Origin of the sequence: Caproiciproducens lactatisolvens (assembly GCF_052443335.1) — a bacterium.
Taxonomy (GTDB): Bacteria; Bacillota; Clostridia; order Oscillospirales; family Acutalibacteraceae; genus Caproiciproducens.
In genome coordinates, this window is sequence record NZ_CP195750.1 from 210,853 (window position 1) to 227,838 (window position 16,986).

At 49.5% G+C, this 16,986-nt stretch carries 22 protein-coding genes and 1 riboswitch; of the genes, 11 read left to right on the forward strand and 11 right to left on the reverse strand.

Annotation, left to right across the window (positions count from 1 at the left end):
• Positions 1–3 precede the first annotated feature (3 nt).
• The 7 genes from ACRQV7_RS01025 to ACRQV7_RS01055 all read right to left on the reverse strand — a co-directional run bounded on the left by ACRQV7_RS01025 (position 4) and on the right by ACRQV7_RS01055 (position 6,855).
• Positions 4–483 carry a hypothetical protein gene (locus tag ACRQV7_RS01025; RefSeq protein ID WP_018213974.1) on the reverse strand — a complete coding sequence of 160 codons (480 nt, stop codon included), beginning with the start codon at positions 481–483 and terminating at the stop codon, positions 4–6.
• A gap of 19 nt (positions 484–502) precedes the next feature.
• Positions 503–2,266, reverse strand: a complete 1,764-nt coding sequence (locus tag ACRQV7_RS01030) for a helicase HerA domain-containing protein (protein ID WP_207729943.1) — start codon at positions 2,264–2,266, stop codon at positions 503–505.
• 61 nt (positions 2,267–2,327) lie between these two features.
• Positions 2,328–2,930, reverse strand: coding sequence for a hypothetical protein (locus ACRQV7_RS01035; RefSeq protein WP_018213976.1), 603 nt, complete (start codon positions 2,928–2,930; stop codon positions 2,328–2,330).
• Positions 2,918–3,175 carry a hypothetical protein gene (locus ACRQV7_RS01040; RefSeq protein ID WP_018213977.1) on the reverse strand — a complete coding sequence of 86 codons (258 nt, stop codon included), beginning with the start codon at positions 3,173–3,175 and terminating at the stop codon, positions 2,918–2,920. Before ACRQV7_RS01040 ends, ACRQV7_RS01035 begins: the two co-directional genes overlap by 13 nt.
• The gene (locus ACRQV7_RS01045; RefSeq protein WP_074432651.1) at positions 3,151–5,547 is read right to left on the reverse strand and encodes a DNA cytosine methyltransferase; all 2,397 of its coding nucleotides are present in this window, start codon (positions 5,545–5,547) and stop codon (positions 3,151–3,153) included. The genes ACRQV7_RS01040 and ACRQV7_RS01045 overlap by 25 nt, the downstream gene beginning before the upstream one ends.
• Entirely contained in the window at positions 5,547–5,930 is a 384-nt protein-coding gene (locus ACRQV7_RS01050) for a DUF7768 domain-containing protein (protein WP_018213984.1), read from the reverse strand. Before ACRQV7_RS01050 ends, ACRQV7_RS01045 begins: the two co-directional genes overlap by 1 nt.
• Before the next feature lie 19 nt (positions 5,931–5,949).
• On the reverse strand, positions 5,950–6,855 hold the full coding sequence (locus ACRQV7_RS01055; RefSeq protein WP_018213985.1) for a conjugal transfer protein TrbL family protein: 906 nt from the start codon (positions 6,853–6,855) through the stop codon (positions 5,950–5,952).
• Positions 6,856–7,055: 200 nt separating this feature from the next.
• On the opposite strand from ACRQV7_RS01055, the gene ACRQV7_RS01060 reads away from it, so the two are divergent.
• Entirely contained in the window at positions 7,056–7,223 is a 168-nt protein-coding gene (locus tag ACRQV7_RS01060) for a hypothetical protein (protein WP_018213986.1), read from the forward strand.
• Positions 7,224–7,381: 158 nt separating this feature from the next.
• Here ACRQV7_RS01060 and ACRQV7_RS01065 read toward each other — a convergent pair whose 3' ends face one another.
• From ACRQV7_RS01065 to ACRQV7_RS01080, 4 genes are all read right to left on the reverse strand, one after another.
• The gene (locus ACRQV7_RS01065) at positions 7,382–7,801 is read right to left on the reverse strand and encodes a pyridoxamine 5'-phosphate oxidase family protein (RefSeq protein ID WP_018213987.1); all 420 of its coding nucleotides are present in this window, start codon (positions 7,799–7,801) and stop codon (positions 7,382–7,384) included.
• Positions 7,802–7,849: 48 nt separating this feature from the next.
• A complete protein-coding gene (locus ACRQV7_RS01070; RefSeq protein WP_018213988.1) occupies positions 7,850–8,239 on the reverse strand; it encodes a VOC family protein in 390 nt (129 codons plus the stop codon).
• Between the two features lie 13 nt (positions 8,240–8,252).
• Positions 8,253–8,693 (reverse strand): GyrI-like domain-containing protein, encoded by a 441-nt coding sequence (locus ACRQV7_RS01075; protein WP_018213989.1) that lies wholly within the window; start codon positions 8,691–8,693, stop codon positions 8,253–8,255.
• A gap of 66 nt (positions 8,694–8,759) precedes the next feature.
• Complete coding sequence (locus tag ACRQV7_RS01080; RefSeq protein ID WP_018213990.1) at positions 8,760–9,653, reverse strand: helix-turn-helix transcriptional regulator; 894 nt, start codon at positions 9,651–9,653, stop codon at positions 8,760–8,762.
• Between the two features lie 319 nt (positions 9,654–9,972).
• Between ACRQV7_RS01080 and ACRQV7_RS01085 the strand changes: the two genes are divergently transcribed.
• The 10 genes from ACRQV7_RS01085 (at position 9,973) to ACRQV7_RS01130 (ending at position 16,582) form a co-directional block, all read left to right on the forward strand.
• The gene (locus ACRQV7_RS01085; protein ID WP_018213991.1) at positions 9,973–10,320 is read left to right on the forward strand and encodes a hypothetical protein; all 348 of its coding nucleotides are present in this window, start codon (positions 9,973–9,975) and stop codon (positions 10,318–10,320) included.
• Between the two features lie 262 nt (positions 10,321–10,582).
• Positions 10,583–10,897, forward strand: coding sequence for an ArsR/SmtB family transcription factor (locus tag ACRQV7_RS01090; RefSeq protein ID WP_018213992.1), 315 nt, complete (start codon positions 10,583–10,585; stop codon positions 10,895–10,897).
• 93 nt (positions 10,898–10,990) lie between these two features.
• A complete protein-coding gene (locus tag ACRQV7_RS01095; RefSeq protein WP_018213993.1) occupies positions 10,991–12,004 on the forward strand; it encodes a permease in 1,014 nt (337 codons plus the stop codon).
• A 15-nt stretch (positions 12,005–12,019) separates the two neighbouring features.
• A complete protein-coding gene (locus tag ACRQV7_RS01100) occupies positions 12,020–12,793 on the forward strand; it encodes a DUF2703 domain-containing protein (protein WP_018213994.1) in 774 nt (257 codons plus the stop codon).
• 50 nt (positions 12,794–12,843) lie between these two features.
• A complete protein-coding gene (locus ACRQV7_RS01105; RefSeq protein WP_139104090.1) occupies positions 12,844–13,095 on the forward strand; it encodes a hypothetical protein in 252 nt (83 codons plus the stop codon).
• A gap of 94 nt (positions 13,096–13,189) precedes the next feature.
• A complete protein-coding gene (locus ACRQV7_RS01110) occupies positions 13,190–13,564 on the forward strand; it encodes a thioredoxin family protein (protein WP_312576926.1) in 375 nt (124 codons plus the stop codon).
• 4 nt (positions 13,565–13,568) lie between these two features.
• Positions 13,569–14,615: an ACR3 family arsenite efflux transporter gene (arsB, locus tag ACRQV7_RS01115; RefSeq protein ID WP_018213997.1), complete on the forward strand. Its 1,047-nt coding sequence runs from the start codon at positions 13,569–13,571 to the stop codon at positions 14,613–14,615.
• A complete protein-coding gene (locus ACRQV7_RS01120) occupies positions 14,612–15,019 on the forward strand; it encodes an arsenate reductase ArsC (protein WP_018213998.1) in 408 nt (135 codons plus the stop codon). Before arsB ends, ACRQV7_RS01120 begins: the two co-directional genes overlap by 4 nt.
• 296 nt (positions 15,020–15,315) lie before the next feature.
• Positions 15,316–15,657, forward strand: a complete 342-nt coding sequence (locus ACRQV7_RS01125; protein WP_026184155.1) for a helix-turn-helix domain-containing protein — start codon at positions 15,316–15,318, stop codon at positions 15,655–15,657.
• A gap of 49 nt (positions 15,658–15,706) precedes the next feature.
• Positions 15,707–16,582 (forward strand): methionyl aminopeptidase, encoded by an 876-nt coding sequence (locus ACRQV7_RS01130; protein ID WP_026184156.1) that lies wholly within the window; start codon positions 15,707–15,709, stop codon positions 16,580–16,582.
• Between the two features lie 274 nt (positions 16,583–16,856).
• A riboswitch (NiCo riboswitch) is annotated at positions 16,857–16,961 on the forward strand.
• The last annotated feature ends 25 nt before the right edge of the window (positions 16,962–16,986 follow it).

The following is a 16,986-nucleotide window of genomic DNA, read 5'->3' on the forward strand; positions in this document are numbered from 1 at the left end:
CCTTTACCATATCCTGTGCTGCAGGGTCAGGTCTTTTTCCTGAGACAGCCCCGCCAGCTCCGCCGCAGAGTTGATGAAGCCGCACAGCCGTTCCCTGCGCCAGGTATCAATGAGATACCGCCCGCATTCCTCGTTGAGCGCATTGATTTTCAGCACCGTATCCCGCACACACTCTGAAACGGCGGCGGGATCACCCTGCGCCAAGGTGAGGTCGTCAATGTAGTCATCCAGAATCTGCCCCATGACAGACACATCCTCCGGGGTATAGTGGTAGCTCCCGGCGTAGGGATCGGGGTATTCCTTGCCATCCATGCAGCACCGGAGCTGCTCCAAAATGGCGGGGCGCTCGTCGCAATCCGCTTTCTGGTATTTCTCCATAAACGCTAAAAGATCCGCCTCCCGATTGGGTGTGTAGCGGATGAAGGACAGCATATCTTCGAGGAGTCCTGATTTGTTTTCTTTCTGCTGTTGCAGTCTGTTCATGATTTTTCTCCTTTCCATGTTATCTGCCGCCCGCCGTTCCGAACAATTTCTCCTTATATGCCGGAGCGTGAACCGCGAGGTTATACCGCTCAATGCCGCATTTGTAGAGGCAGACACCGCGCTGGGGAAAGCGGATCAGGTTGTATTCGCTTTCTTCCAGCTGGAGGGAGTCGATATAGAACCGCTTGTCGATGTTGCCTGCGTTGAACAGAAACGCATGAGACGGAATGGAAAACAGCGGCTTGGTCAATTCGCGGATGTGCTCAATATTGAAGTCCTCCAAGTTCTGTGACGAAAGAATAACCGCCGATTCCTTCTTGCGCACACGCTTCATGAAATTGCGGATGTATTCAATGGCTGTCAGGTTCGTGAGGAACAGATACAACTCGTCAATGGAGGCGGCGGTGTTCCCCTCGGTCAGAAGCTTGTCGCTCATGAAGGACAGAACATTGAACAGCAGGGCGTTTTTCACGTTCCGACTGGCCTGGAGCAAGCCTTTTACTCCGAACACAATAAAGCGGTCGGAGGTTACGTTGGTGTGGCCGTTGAAAAACTGACTTTCCGCGCCCATGCACATGGAGTGAAGCCCCAGCAGGATTTCCTGCAAAAGCTCCGGCGGGTAGAGCTGGTATTTGGTTTTGTCGTAGCCCTTGTACTCGGCTTCAATCAGGGCATAGAGGTCGGACAAAATGGGGTAGTCCGTGGCGGCAAGGCTCTTGAAATCGGTGCGGTCGCTGATTCCGAACTGTTCGTACAGCTTGCCCAGCATGATTTCAATGGCGTCAATGTGGCGGTCGGAAAAATCTTTGTAGCACCGGAAGAAATCCTTGAGAAAGCTGATGTGCTGACTGAGCTTGGTGGACTGGCGGAACGCCTGGGGCGCGTCGGTGTCCTCCGGGCTGCCGCCCTCGTCCCATGTTTTCGGCTCCAGCGGGTTGATCCGGTACCGGCCCGACATGAGATCAATGAAACAGCCGCCGAGGTTTTCCGCCAGCTCCACATATTCGTGCTCTGGATCAAGGCACAGAACCGACTTGCCCGATTCGAGGATATTGCAGAGAATGAGCTTTAACAGGTAGCTCTTGCCTTGGCCGGAGTTACCGAGTATCAGGACATTGGCGTTGGTTTTGTCATCGTCGCGCTTGTCAAAATCCGCAATGATATTGGAGCCGAACTTATCCCTGCCGAGGTAAAAGCCGTGAGGGTCGGTCTTACCGCTGTAGTTGAAAGGATAGAGGTTTGCCACGGAGCTTGCGGGCAGCACCCGTTCAAACTGGCTGGCGAACACATTCCAGCCAGCGGGGCCTACGGCGAGAAAACCCTCCCGCTGGCGCAGCATGAGCCGGTCCACATTGAGCTTGGAGCGCACCAGCTCGGTGAGCACATCGGTCTGGAGCAGCTTCAGCGCATCGGAATCGTGAGCGGTCAGCTCGATAAAAACAGCGCAGTGCAGAAGCGGCTCCCGATTCCGGTGCATGGAGGAGACCAGCGTCACTACATCCTGCAGATTGCTTTCGGCGGTGACGGTCTGCTGGAGATCGTTGGTACTGCTCTTATCCATGCGATTTTTGTTGGCGGCATTGTGGATGATCTTCTTTTCCTCGGCCGCCGTTACCTGACGGGTGTAGATGCGCAGGGTCACGCCGTCCTTTTCTCCGAGGTGGCGCAGGATGGCCTGTTCCTCGGTAGCTGTGGGATATTCCCGCAGCACCCACACACAGCGGTAGGTGTTGCCGCATATGAAGTGGTCGGTGTTGAATTTGATGATGCCCGGAGCGATCATGTCAAGGAAATCCTTGATTTTTGCATCCTCCTGCGGCACTGATTTTTCTCTTTTTCTGTTTTTACTCACCGAAAATCACCCACCTTTCTCCGTCATAATCCTCGTATTGTTCCGTTGTGACATTCTGCTCATAATAGACACCCAGCAGGCGCTTGATGTCCGATTCACCCGCCTTGCGCACCGTGAAGCCCTGATCCTTAAGGCTCTTTTCGATGCGGGAGAGGTAGGGCTGAACATCGCGTTCCTTTTCATTTCTCAGCCGGATGATGATTAGAAATTCCCTTGCCGTTGCCATCTGCACCTGCATACGGTCAAGGGCGGTCTGATCCTGTGCCAGCAGTTTTCGGATGACAGGATTCTGCTCGGCATCCATTCTTGCTTTGAGATAACTCTTATTGTCCTCGAAGTTTTCCCGGCTGTTCAGGCACAGCATTTCAATTTCAGCAATGCCCTTGAGAACATTCATAAGAGCGTAGATTCTTGCCCCCACGCTGCTCTCAGACAAAACACTGATATTGGTCGGTTTAATCATAAAAAACACCAGCTCACCGTGGGGCGTTACAAGGCTGTGGGCGGTGATGCCATCAATGCCCATGAGCTGGCGGGTGGAGGCTTTTTCTCTGGCCTCCTGTTTCTTTTTTCTGTTCATATTCATCCCCTCCATTCGTAGGTCTGCTGCTTGCCAAAGAAGAAAGCGACGGCGTAGCGGATAAAGTCAAGGATGCTCACATCCTCGAAGCGGATGGATAAAAAGGCATAGACCGCCGTCAGAACAATGGGCGGCAGCCAGCCCAGCCGGGAGAGGGCAAAGACAGAAATCAGGCATTCGATGCCGATGATTCCGATGTCCCGCAGATCCCACAGCCACAGGGTCGCCTTTGATTTTAAGTTGTCGGGGTAGATGTACATCGGGGTGATCCCTCCTGTTCCTCATAGATTTTTCGTAAAAAATAAGCGATGCCTCGGAGGACAAAGTCCACGCAGGGTATCGCCACACTATTTCCAAGAGCTTTATACCGGGCGCTGTCAGATGCCCCCGGAATTAGCGTCCAGCCATCGGGAAAACCTTGGAGCCGTTCACATTCCAGAGGGGTAAGCCTGCGGATGAGGTTGCGCCTTTCCACAATGCATTTGTTCTGACTGACATACTGGCTGCCGATGCCTTTCTCATCTCCACGGCAAAGCGCGCCCACCACCTCTTGGTATGGCTCACACACTGCGTGCCGGTCGCTGGTTGTAATGGTGTAGCTGATGTCCGGCTGACAGCCGAGGCCGTTGCCGCCGTTTTCCGGCTCCCGGTCGATGGTGTTTCCGGCAATGCAGATGGTTTCCTGCAAAATAGCAATGCCGCCTTGGTTCTTGCTGGGATCGGGGCTGGTTGTGTCAATGGTTCTGGCAACCTCCGTTTCCCGGCATCCCGAATGGGGATTTGCTGATTTCATGCTGTTGGATTCCTTGGAATCCAGCGAAAAGGCAACGGCACTGCCCACCAGCGGAACATTATTGCCGCCTGTTCCCATCCGGGCGGACATGGTGGGCGCTACTGCATGGGGGCCGGTGTAGCGGCTGTCAATGCCGTGATTTTCAAATAATACCGGCTGATTATTGCCACTCATCCCGGCACTTGCCGTAATGGTCGGGCAGATGCCCTCGCCAATTTCAGCGCCGCCCTGCTGGGTCGCCATGACCAGCGGCTGATTGTTCCCGCCCTGCCCGAAGCCTGCGGATACTGTCTGCGACACATCCACCGGTCCGGTAAAGCGGGAATCTTGTGCGTGGTTGTCAAACACCAGCGGCTGGTGTCCATGCTCCTGTGCGCGGAGGGTGCCGGTGATATCCTCGGTACAGTGCATCTGACTGCCGCCCTGATCGTTGAGGCACAGTACCGATGGGGCCGTGCCGGTTTTAATGGTGGGTGAGCACTCCGCCTGATAGCCGATTCCTCTCGCATCGGCGCTGGCATTTCCGCAGAAGCCCGCGGTAAGCACACAGGGATAGCCCTGTCCGGCCTGCCCACCGCCGCCGGTAATAGAGGTGTGTACCTCCGGTGAGAGAAAGCAGTCGCCGTCACCCTTGCTGACAACGCCTGCCGCAAACAGAAGCCCTGCCGGGTTTCTTCCCCCGCCGCCGTCCGCACCGGCAAGAGTCGGCGCCACACCCTCCGGCGTGAACACACGGCTTTGCTGGGTATCCCAGCCGTTCAGACAGTTTGGCTGAGATACAAGGGGAGGATGCCCGCCCATACCGGCGCGCAGCGTGGACGCCACATCCTCGGTGACATCCATCCGTTCGCCGCCCTGATCGTTTAAGCACAACAGCGGTTCTGCCACAAAGGTCTGCTGTTTCATCCCCGGCTGAGCCTGTACTGCCCCTGCAATATCGTGCAAATCCCGCACTTCATCACGTTGGTTGGCGGCGAAAGCAATGGGTATTCTTTCTTCTGTCTGAATATATCCGTGCCCACCGCCTTCACCACTATAGAGGGCGGGCCATGTTCCGGTTTCTTCAAAAATGCGGCGGCTCTGTACATCCCATGGGGTCAGGCAAGCCCCGCCTGTATCATCAGTGCGTCCCTGAGCTGGGGCGGCAGCTCCTTGCCGCGGGCCTCCGCTCTGCGCAATATCCCCAAACAGGCTGTCTTGCTTAAATAGTATTTCGGGTGCGGTCGTGCCTCCAAAATCTGCGACAAGGAAGATGCGACGGCGGCGCTGGGCGACTCCCCAGAATTGAGCGTCCATGACTCTCCAAGCCAGGCTGAATTCATTTCCCAAAAGGACAGCCCCAGCAGATTCCCAGCGCCCGGACTCAGGTCGAGGCACATCACAGGCACTGTACTTAATGCGGACGATCTCCTCAATGACCGCCCGGAAGTCCTCCCCCTCTGCGGAGCTGAAGGCTCCGGGGACATTCTCCCAAACGAGGTATCGAGGTCGAACAAGGTGAGCTGGTACGTTTCGTTGCTCATCGGATTTTCTCATCTCCTTCGCAATGCGTGTCTGCTCCATAAACAGGCCGGAACGCTCACCCGCCAAGCCCCGGCGCTGGCCAGCGACCGATAAATCTTGACACGGGCTGCCGCCGCAAATGACGTCCACAGGCGGCAATTTCGCTCCGTCCAGCTTTGTAATATCCCCGACATGGAGCATTTCGGGGAATCGGATTTTCGTCACTTCAATGGGAAAGGCTTCGATTTCACTGGCCCATACGGGAGTGATACCGTTGCGGATAGCCGCCAATGGAAAACCTCCGATCCCATCGAAGAGGCTCCCCATCGTCATCATCAGGCCATCCTCATCGCCTGCTGGGGAGCTTCGGCCGGTTCGGTGCCTTTGGCTCTGCCGATGGCAAAGCCGTTTTCCTGTTCCATCACCCGGCGAACCGGGATTCCGATTCTGACCGCTTCCTCGATTTCAAGGTGCATTCCATAGGAGATGCGGTCGCCGTAGCACCACAACTCGTCACAGCGGGGCAGCATGGCAAGTCCCATATCCAGACCCGCCTGACGCTCCTGCGGATTGGAATCATCAAGGAGCTGCGGATATAACAGATGGGGCGCAAAAAAAGCGTGCCCCTCGTTCATCACATGGCGGCACGCTTTCCTGGCAAATGCGGTGTTCTGTTCGATGTCCCCGGCATAAGGGGACGCCACATAGATTAATTTCATAGGCTTTTCCTTTCTGTGCTTATTTCGGCGCTACCGCCTGTACGATGGTGCGGGTGGTGTTGACGGCAGCCTGTGCGGTATACACGGCGCTCATCACGTTGGCCTTTGTACTGGTATCCAGCCCGAAGGCTCCGGCAATTCGCGGTACTTCTCCTGCGGCCAGCATCAGACCAAGCCCCAGCAGAGCGTGGGTTCGCAGCACCATAAGCCCCGCCGCAAGGATGGTTGCCTGCAAAAATGTGGTGAGGCACAGACCGATGATCTGCTTGCACCACTGTGTAAAACCGTCGATGTAGCCGCGGGGAACGGAAAACATATACAGGCTGCCCACGGCAATCTGTATGAGCAGGATGCCGCCGCGCTTCAGGTTGGCAAAGAACACCTTAATGACCGCGTACCCCATCATGATGATCATAAAGAGCAGCAGGATGGGGCTTGTAATGACAGCCAGCCCTCCGAACACGCCGGAGCCCATGGCGCCAACCATATCCGGTGAGCTGCCAAGCTCGGAAATGATGTTCCCGGCAAGGTCGCCAAAGCTGGTTCCATAGCCGGTGATCCCCGCCGTGAGGCTGCTCTGGAGATTGACCGAGAGCTTGAACAGCTCCACCGGCACGATGGTAAAAAGGGACACCGCCATAAAGCCCTTAATGGCGTTTAAGGCGGTGTCCTTGATGCTGCCCCGGCCGTGCTGGTACTCGATGCCGGTTTCAAACGCCGACACCACCAGCCCGGTTCCATACAGCGCCCAAGCCAGATAGGAAAAAAACAGGACGATGGACTGCACCCAGCTCATTTCGAACAGCTCCACGCCCATATTTCCCATCTGTGCAAAAAAATCGGCCAGAAAACCGACCACCTGTCCGTAGAGCCATTCGATGATCTGATCCATCACGGTTCCAAGGACAAAGTCCCATATGAACATTGGATTCTCACCCCTTTCTGTGGAAATAAAAAAGGCACACCATGCAATAAAATGCGGTGTGCCTGCATATCTGTCTGAACGGATTTCTGACAGGGTGCTAACATTTAGAAAACTTCAGAAACGACTTGACAATCCGTCCGGTCAGAGCTTCAATACCACACAACGGTGGCCGCCGAAATAAGGAAAAGGAGGTCTATTGTGTGGCAGATTACAAAAAAATGTATGATTCGCTGTTTAACGATGTGACGGATGCCATCTCGCTGCTTCAGCGTGCGCAGCAAAAGACGGAGGAGCTTTTTATCTCCGGTGATGACGGCGTTATTGTGGAACTCAAAAGAGATTCAGAGCCCGACGGCAACGATAAATAGCATAGCCCGTTTACAAAAAGCAAGGAGAGCGGTTCTGCCGCCCTCCTTGTTTTGCTGCTGCAAACGTCTTTTGGGGGAAATAAAAAAGGCACACCGTGGGTTCATTCACAGTGCGCCTTGGAGAATAGTTGCAACTCGCTGCCGACAGGGGTTTCAGACTATACCGCAATCGTTTCCATGTGTTCAAAGTCAATGACCACATCCGCTTGGTCAAAGGTGATTTCGAACAGGATAAGCGCAGGAAGTACATCAGGGATGCTCATAATGTATTCCGGCAGCTTCAATAGAAACTGATCCTTGATGGCTTCCACCGAAACAGAGCTTTTCCGAACAATCCCATTCCTGACCCGAACGTGTTCTTCTCCACTTTCCGGAATCGTTGTGAATGCAGCATGAGGATTTTTCTCAAACTCCGCAACCTTTTGGTTGTCGCTAAAGGTGGAGAAATACAGGGCTTTCGTCTCTGCATCATAATAAAAATTGACGATGCGTACATTGGGCGCTCCGTCTGCCGCTGTAGCCAGCGCCATGGCTGTTTGTGTTTGCATCATGCGCTCAAATTCTTTTCTATAATCCATTTGTTATTTCGTCTCCTTCTTTTTAGGCATAGGCAATTGTGTAGCTGCTTATTTGGTAAAGGAACCAATTTCAATTAAGTTGCCCTCTGGATCTGCAACATAGCAAGTCCGCTGTCCCCACGGCTCTGTTGTAGGTTCTAAGACCGGCACGGCACCGTTTGACACAACCCGCTTAAAGGTATCATCTACTGCGGCATAGTTTTCTACACCCATCGCAATTTCATAATGGCCATGGATGCCATTCGCATAAGAAAACGACCTTTTTGCCATCTGCTCAAAATCTGTTCTGCGATAAAGTAAAAACAAAGTGCCATCTTTCACCAGATAGACATTGCTGGAATCTTCTTCCTCCTTGATTTCAAACCCAAGAACATCACGGTAAAAACGCACCATAGTCGGCATATCTTTCACGAAAATTCCGAAGCCTTCTAATTTCATACGTTCCCCCCCCTTACTTCAGAGCAATGTAGATATCAATATCACAGTTTTCCGGGTCGGCATTTCGGTATTCCTCGAAATCGCCTGTAAAGCTGCGGTCTAAATCCGTCTGCCAAATCTCTCCCCATGAGTCAGAGACGGCCTTTTCCATATGCCCATGCACAGAGAATTTTGCGTATTTTCCGGCAGGGATTGTTTTTACGGTCAGTTCAGGATTTTCTGCCTTGGAAACCTCATTACCCGCTGTTACACAGTACCCATCGGCCGTATAATCGGAATACAGCCCAATGGCGTACTCGTTTACCTTGTTTTTTATCACGGCATTGATGCCGCCTTGGTATAACTTCTCCCAAAGCCCGCCAATGATTTTCCCCATTTCAGGGTCGCTGTTGCTGGTCGCAGCACTTACCCCAACAATAATCTTTTCCTCTAAATGCACAACTTCGTAGTTCATTTGATCGTCCTCCTTGTCTTTGATACTATCATCATAGCAAAGACCAATTGACAGCAGCGTGTCATATTATAAATATTGTGCCAGTGTTTTTTGCAGCTTATCCTTGATTTGCAGGCGGATATCCTCCGGTTCTATGATCTCACAATCCTCACCAAAGGTCGCAAGATATTGATAGACCCAATCGCCTCTGGGCATGGTGAGCGTCGCAATGAAATCACCGCTGGGAAGCGTTTTGTATTGTGAAAATTCATCATAGACACGATACGCCATTTTCTTTGACAGCTTCAGTGTGATTGTCACGAAATCATCTTGAAATATTTTTGTGCCTTCAAATATCTTCGCGGAGGCAGTGCGTTCAAAGCGCTCGTCAAGCAGCTTCAATTCTTTCATGCGCCGCAGTTTGAAAAACCGATAATCTTGACGCACTGTGCAGAAAGCATAAAGATACCAGCTCTGTCCCTTAAAGCAGAGTTTCATGGGTTCTGCTGTGCGCTGCGTGCTGCCCTCACTGCTGTGATACTGAAACGCCACTTTTTTCTTTCCGAGAATGGCGCTTTTCAGCAGGCTGAACAGCTGCGCTTCCTCATCGGCGTTTGCCCAGCCGGAGAAATCAACTTCAACCCAATCGGCGCTGGTGTTTCCAAATAGGGAGGACAGCTTTTGCACCGCAGTATTGGTTTGCTCCAAGTTGACCGCATCTACTGCGTGAAGTGCAGCGAGAATATCTGACTTTTCGCCATCGGTCAGGACAGTTTTATTGAGAACGAAGTCAGGGAGCAGTGAAATTCCACCACCCTTGCCCTTGGTCATATAAATGGGTATTCCCGCCGAGGATAGAAGCTCTACATCCCGGTAAATCGTGCGGGGTGAAACCTCAAAGTGTGTTGCGAGCTCCCCGGCGGTCATACTTTTTTTGTTCAGCAATAGATAAACCATTTCGAATAGCCTGTTAATCTGCATATTATCACCTCTACTGCTTTTATTATAAGATGATAATATGACATCTACAAGACATATTAAAGCAACGAAACATTATTTGTTCCACTACATCCCCAAAATCGTCCAGAGTATCCTTGCAAAAGGATGGCGAACGGACTTTTTCATAGTATCTGTGTCCTTTCCATTGTTCATATTTGTTTAATTGAAAGTTCCGCTTTACTATGGTAAACTCACTTTATATATCTGCCGTGTAAAACTTTTGTGAAACGGTAGCATGGGAAATTAACGCTCGGTGAGCAAGTTTTATATAATTTATATAATGTGTGAGGTGGTGCAATAAATGTTTAATGAAATTTGTATCTATGAGGCAAAGATTGAAAAGCAAGAGGAAATTGAGCAACTTATGAAAGAGGTTGCCGCCTTTTATATGGAGCAGGATGGTGTTATTGAAGTTAGATATATCAAACGCACCCACCGCCAAACAGATTTTAATGCCGTTAAAGAAGGGGCATTGCCTGTTCGCCTCACACGCAATGTAGGCAAAGTCACTTATGTTTTACATTGGACTGTTAGAGATGAAGAAACTCACGCAAGGGTGTCAAAGTTAGGGTTAGAGCATTTTTACAAGCGATGGAACAGATGCTTAACCACTATGCCAAAAATTATTTTGGGTGAAAACATTGTGTAAGGGTATGAGCACACCCTCTGTTAGTAGTTTAACTTCACCTACACAATAAAATCTGACTTATCACGAATTTGAGCCGTTGCATCTTACTTGACGCAACGGCTCTTGCTTTGTCTACATGCCAAGAATAGTCCAGAGTATCCTTGCATTAGGTCGGTGAACGGATTTTAATTTTCATAAACAGCGCTTCCTTTCATATTGACATTTTTTGATGTGAAGCATATACTATATCATATCAAGATAATTTGATGTGAGGTGATAAACGTTGGAGCTTACTCCGGAGAAGAACGCTAATGTATTTAAGGCATTTTGCGATGAAAAGCGGCTTGCCATTTTGGAACTGCTGCGCAGCGGTGAAAAATGCGCCTGCGTGCTCATTGATCAAATGGAAATCGGTCAGTCCTCCTTGTCCTATCACATGAAGATTTTATGTGAATCGGGTATTGTCGAAAGCAGACAGGAAGGCAAATGGACACATTATAAAATCAGTGAACAGGGCAGCCACGAGGCCATGCTCCTGTTAAAAGCAATTACCACCCCCAATGCAACCGCTGAAGATACTCGTTGTTGCAATCAATAACGGCCATCTGATGGAAGATGGCTTTTATTCGGCACAACATATCAAGTTTTTTTGATATGACTATTGAATTTAAGAAAGAGAGGCGCTTACCCTATGGAGATCCTTCAAAATACGTGGCTGTTCTTTCAAGACCAAGTGCTTGGAATGAAATGGCTCAACGCCCTAATCGGTAATCTGCTCTCGTTGTTCGGTCTTGATGTAACAGGACGAATTGGTGGCAGCGTTCAATTCTTTATCTATGATGTACTAAAAATCACCGTACTGCTCTGCGTGCTGATTTTCATCATCTCGTACATTCAAAGCTACTTCCCGCCGGAACGAAGCAAGAAAATTATGAGCCGCTTTCACGGCGTGTGGGCAAATATCATGGCAGCACTGCTTGGCACGGTAACGCCTTTTTGCTCTTGCTCCTCCATACCTCTGTTCATTGGATTTACCAGTGCCGGACTGCCCCTTGGCGTGACTTTTTCCTTTCTGATTTCCTCACCCATGGTAGACCTCGGGTCGCTCGTTCTGCTCATGAGCATCTTTGGCACAAAGGTCGCTATCGTCTATGTCGTTGTGGGCCTGGTTATCGCGGTCGTTGGCGGTACGCTGATTGAAAAACTTCACATGGAAAACTATGTGGAAGAATTCATTCGCTCGGCAAGCGGCGTAGATTTTGAATCGCCTGACTTAACCCGCAAAGAGCGTGTCATTTACGCCAAGGATCAGGTGGTGTCAACCTTCAAAAAAGTTCTGCCGTACATTCTGGTTGGCGTGGGCATCGGAGCTATCATCCACAACTGGATTCCTGAAAGCTGGATTGAGATGGTGCTTGGCAGCAATAATCCTTTTGGGGTAGTGCTGGCAACTCTGCTTGGCGTTCCCATGTACGCTGACATTTTCGGCACGATTCCGGTGGCCGAAGCGCTGCTCTACAAAGGCGCGCAGCTTGGTACGGTTCTCTCCTTTATGATGGCAGTCACAACGCTTTCCCTGCCCTCCATCATCATGCTGCGCAAGGCGGTAAAGCCGAAGCTGTTGGGCACATTTATTGCCATCTGCACCATCGGCATTATCATTGTTGGCTATCTGTTTAATATTTTCCAGTATCTACTGGTTTAATGGGAGGGAAAGAGAATGGCTAAAAACTGGTATCCAGTCATCGATTATCTTGCTTGCACTGAATGCGGAACCTGCGTGGATTTTTGCTCCCACAGTGTTTATAACAAAGCAAAAGCCCCGTCCCCTGTGGTGATGCAACCCGGAAACTGCATTGACCGTTGCCACGGCTGCGGCAACAAGTGTCCGGCAGGCGCCATCTCCTATGTAGGCGACGATACTGGCTGGACACCGCCAAACGGCGAATGCAGTGCAAAAAAAAGCGTAGATTGCTGCCGCGGCGGGGCTTGTGAGGAGGATTCCTCCAAGGCTGTGCTTGTGGAATATCTCTATCTTGATCTCAATACCTGTGACCGCTGTATCGGCGCCGATGCGGTACTGGAAGAAGTTTTGGGCAGTATCGCGCCCGCTCTGGAGGCTGCCGGATATACCATGCGGCTTCAAAAGGTACAGATCGCCACAAAAGAACTGGCGGAGCACTACCGATTCCTTGCGTCGCCCACCATTCGTGTAAATGGGCAGGATATCTGCGGACCTGTTGCGGAAAACACCTGCGGCTGCTGTGGTGAAATCAGCGGAACCGATGTGACCTGTCGTACCTTTGCATACAAAGGTCAAGCCTATGAAGTACCGCCCAAAGCCATGCTGGCCGAAGGAATTCTAAGAGCTGTGCTCGGCATGGTGCAGCCCGTTTGTGACTGCGGCGAGTATTCACTTCCAGAAAATCTCAAAAACTTCTTTGAGGGAAAAGCTGTGAAGACCGGTTGCTGCCCTGAAGGTACTTGCGGATGAGTAAACAAAGGATATAAAAACAGTTATTCCACTTTTGATTTTCGCCGTCATTGCCGAGATTGACCTTTACGGTTTTGGGTATCCTTGCGGCCACGGCGGGCAGCCTTGTATGGAGTGTTTTGCTACTGCTGCTCTATTTCATTGGGCACGGCATTCTCGCCGTGATTGCGGAGCCTTCCATGGGCTTTGCCCAAAAGCTCTCCCAAAGCGAGAAGTATGGAAAAGCCAGCGCTATTTTGAAAATCGTCATGGGCGCGGTGATCCTGCTCATCGGTTTCTATTTGTTATATTCAGGTTTCTAATCATGAATTTAAGGAGGTTTTTATTATGGCATTGTTTGGTTTTGGTAAAAAGAAAAATGCAGAGGAAGAATTGGTGCAGTGTGGTTGCGGGGAAATGTGCAAGCCCTCCGAAATTGCCGCAAAGAAAGCTGACGAAGAAGCAAAAGCAAAAAACTCCGGTTGCTGCTGTGGCGGTGACTGCAATACAGAAACGATTGCGGAAGCCGAAAAAGCAAAAGTGAGCGGTTCATCCGTCAAGGTGCTTGGCTCGGGCTGTGCAAAGTGCAATCAACTGGAAGCGGCTACCTTGGAAGCGCTCAAAGAGCTTGGCATGGATGCCACCATTGACCATGTGACAGACTTTACACAGATCGCTGCTTACGGTGTGATGACAACTCCTGCATTGGTTGTGGACGGCAAGGTCGTTTCCTTTGGAAAGGTTTTAAAAAAGGACGAGGTCGTTAAAATCCTGCAAAAAGTACGGGGGTAAATTTATGGCAAAGGAAAAATCACAAAGCATTGGCTTCTTTCAAAAATACCTGACCGTGTGGGTTGCTCTCTGTATGACGGCAGGTGTTTTAATTGGTAAACTTTTACCTGCCGTTCCTGCATTTTTAGGCCGTTTTGAGTATGCCAGAGTTTCTATTCCGGTCGCCATCCTCATTTGGGTGATGATTTATCCCATGATGATGAAGGTGAATTTCCAGAGCGTCAAAAATGTGGGGAAAAACCCAAAGGGGTTATTCGTCACATGGGTGACAAACTGGCTCATCAAGCCGTTCACCATGTACGGTATCGCCGCGCTATTTTTCTATGTGGTTTTTAAGGGCTTGATTGCCCCTGACCTCGCCAAGGAGTATCTGGCGGGTGCAGTACTCTTGGGTGCGGCACCCTGCACAGCGATGGTGTTCGTCTGGAGCACGCTCACCAAAGGAAACCCTGCCTACACCGTAGTACAGGTAGCAACCAACGATTTGATTATTCTGGTTGCCTTTGTGCCGATTGTGAAATTCCTACTGGGCGTTTCCAACGTGTCCGTGCCATGGGACACGCTGATTTTATCGGTCATTTTATTTGTAGTCATTCCGCTTGCGGGCGGTATTCTGACCCGTGTGCTGGTGACAAATCGCAAGGGCACAGAGTATTTTGAAAACACCTTTGTCCATAAATTTGATAATGCCACCAGCATTGGTCTGCTGCTCACTTTGGTATTGCTGTTTTCCTTCCAAGGTGATGTGATTTTGAATAATCCGCTGCACATTCTACTCATTGCTGTGCCGCTTGTTTTGCAAACTTTCCTTATTTTCTTCATCGCTTATTTTGCTTGCAAATGGCTGAAGCTGCCCCATGATATTGCCGCCCCTGCGGGGATGATTGGCGCGTCCAACTTCTTTGAACTGTCGGTCGCTGTGGCGATTGCATTGTTTGGTACTACTTCACCGGCGGCTCTTGCCACCGTAGTTGGCGTGCTGACCGAGGTGCCGGTGATGCTGTTGCTTGTAAAAATCGCCAACAAAACGAAAGGATGGTTTCCAGTATGAGCAAACCTAAAGTAGCATTTATCTGCGTACACAACTCCTGCCGCAGCCAAATTGCCGAAGCACTGGGCAAGTACCTTGCGTCTGATGTCTTTGAAAGCTATTCTGCCGGAACGGAAGTAAAGCCGCAAATCAATCAGGATGCTGTGCGGCTGATGAAGCAGATTTATGGCATCGACATGGAGCGAACTCAGCGCAGTAAGCTGCTGGAGGAGATTCCCCCAGTGGATATCGTGGTGACCATGGGCTGCAATGTGCAGTGTCCTTTTTTGCCCTGTATGCACAGGGAGGATTGGGGGTTAGATGACCCAACCGGCAAAAGCGATGTGGACTTTGAACGTACTATAAAAGCAATCCGCTCTAAAATTGAGAATTTGAGAGAGCGAATCGCTGACAACAAACTATAAAGAACGAGGCTGGCGTTTGTCAGCCTCGTTTTCCTATTCTCCGTTACATCCCCAGTATCGTCCAGTCAATACTTGCATAAGGACAGTGGAAATTTGCGGCAACATATGGTACGATAACTTTTAACAAGTATTTGAATTGCTAATTATTTATAATCTGTACAGTAATTAAAGGCATCCGTAAACTCCTGCTGCAGCCAAATTACGGAGATTATCGGCAAGCACTTTATCTCATATGTGCAACTTATATCAGGTAATTGTCTGTGAGAATTGATATACTGGAGAAAGGAGTGAAGCAAATGTCTGTTCAAACAATAGAAACAATGGCAAAGTGGGTAGAAAATAACATAACAGAAAGCCCAAGCCTGCAAGATATGTCATCATATGTTGGTTATTCACCGTATTACTGCTCTACAAAGTTTCGGGAGCACATGGGTATGACATATAAACAATTTCTTGCCCAATGTAAATTAAAAGCTGCTGCTAATGATCTTTGCATAACCAATGACAGAATAACCGATATTGCTTTTCGATATGGGTACTCGTCATCTGAAGCGTTTGCAAGAGCTTTTTCACAAGCGTTTCAATGCTCGCCACGCCAATATCGGAAAACTTCCGGTGTTTCTCTTAGCTCACCTTAGTCTATAGGGCGTATTGCTCCCTCCGAATTTGTAAATGCGAGGAGATAAAATGTCTGACAAGTTTGGAAGAAATGATCTCTGCTGGTGTGGCAGCGGTCGAAAATATAAGAAATGTCATGGCCCTATTGATGAGCAAATTGAAATCTACCGCTTAAAGGGATATGAAGTGCCTTATCGAAAATTGCTTAAAACAAAACAACAGATTGAAGGTATTCGGGAAAGCAGCAAACGAAACATCGCTTTACTGGATTTCATTGCAAATTATGCGGTTGATGGAATCACCACGGAAGAGCTTGACCGGCTTATCTTCGAAAAAACCAAGGAACTGGGAGGCGTTCCAGCAACACTCAATTTTGACGGATACCCTAAGAGCGTGTGTATCTCAATTAATGATGTTGTATGTCATGGTATCCCCTCTGATCGTATATTCCTGCGAAACGGCGATATTGTAAATATTGATGTGTCTACAATTTATAACGGATTTTTTTCAGATTCTTCACGCATGTTTTGCATTGGTGCTGTTTCCGCTGAGAAACAAAAACTGGTTGATGTTGCGAAAGAGTGTGTGGAGCTGGGCATTGAACAGGTAAAACCGTGGGGATTTCTTGGTGATGTTGGGCAAGCTGTTCAAGACCATGCAAGGGAAAATGGATATTCTGTCGTTCGAGAAATCGGAGGCCACGGTATTGGTCTACAATTTCATGAAGATCCTTGGGTCGGTTATGTGACAAAGCAAGGAACAGGAATGCTCTTAGTCCCAGGACTTGTTTTTACTGTAGAGCCTATGATAAATATGGGAAAATCCAATATAGTAACAGATAAATGCGATAATTGGACTATTCGCACTGCTGATGGGAAGCCTTCTGCGCAATGGGAAAAACAGGTGTTAGTAACCGAAACTGGTTATGAGGTGTTGGCATATTAATGAACAGTTAGGAATAACCAGAATTTCTTATTATGAGCATAATGAGAACCTAAATGAGCAGACCCAGCTCCTTGCAGAACTGGACCTACTCATTATTACTACATGCCAAGAATAGTCCAGACAATCCTTGCATAAAGACGGTGAACGGATTTTTGTTTTCATTTTAATTCTCCTTACATCTTCTATAATATTCTGGTTGACAATGATTGCAATCTTGCATATAATATATATAATCTCTTTGCACTGCATTACATTCAGCATGAATGCGAGATCAACAGTACAAACTGAGCAGGCGATGAACCTTTTTGTAAAGGTCATGGGGCCGGGCCGCCCAATGAGCGGCAACAGATTGCAATTTGAGCACATCTGTGGGACAGTAGTATGTTCCATAGGTGTGCTATTTT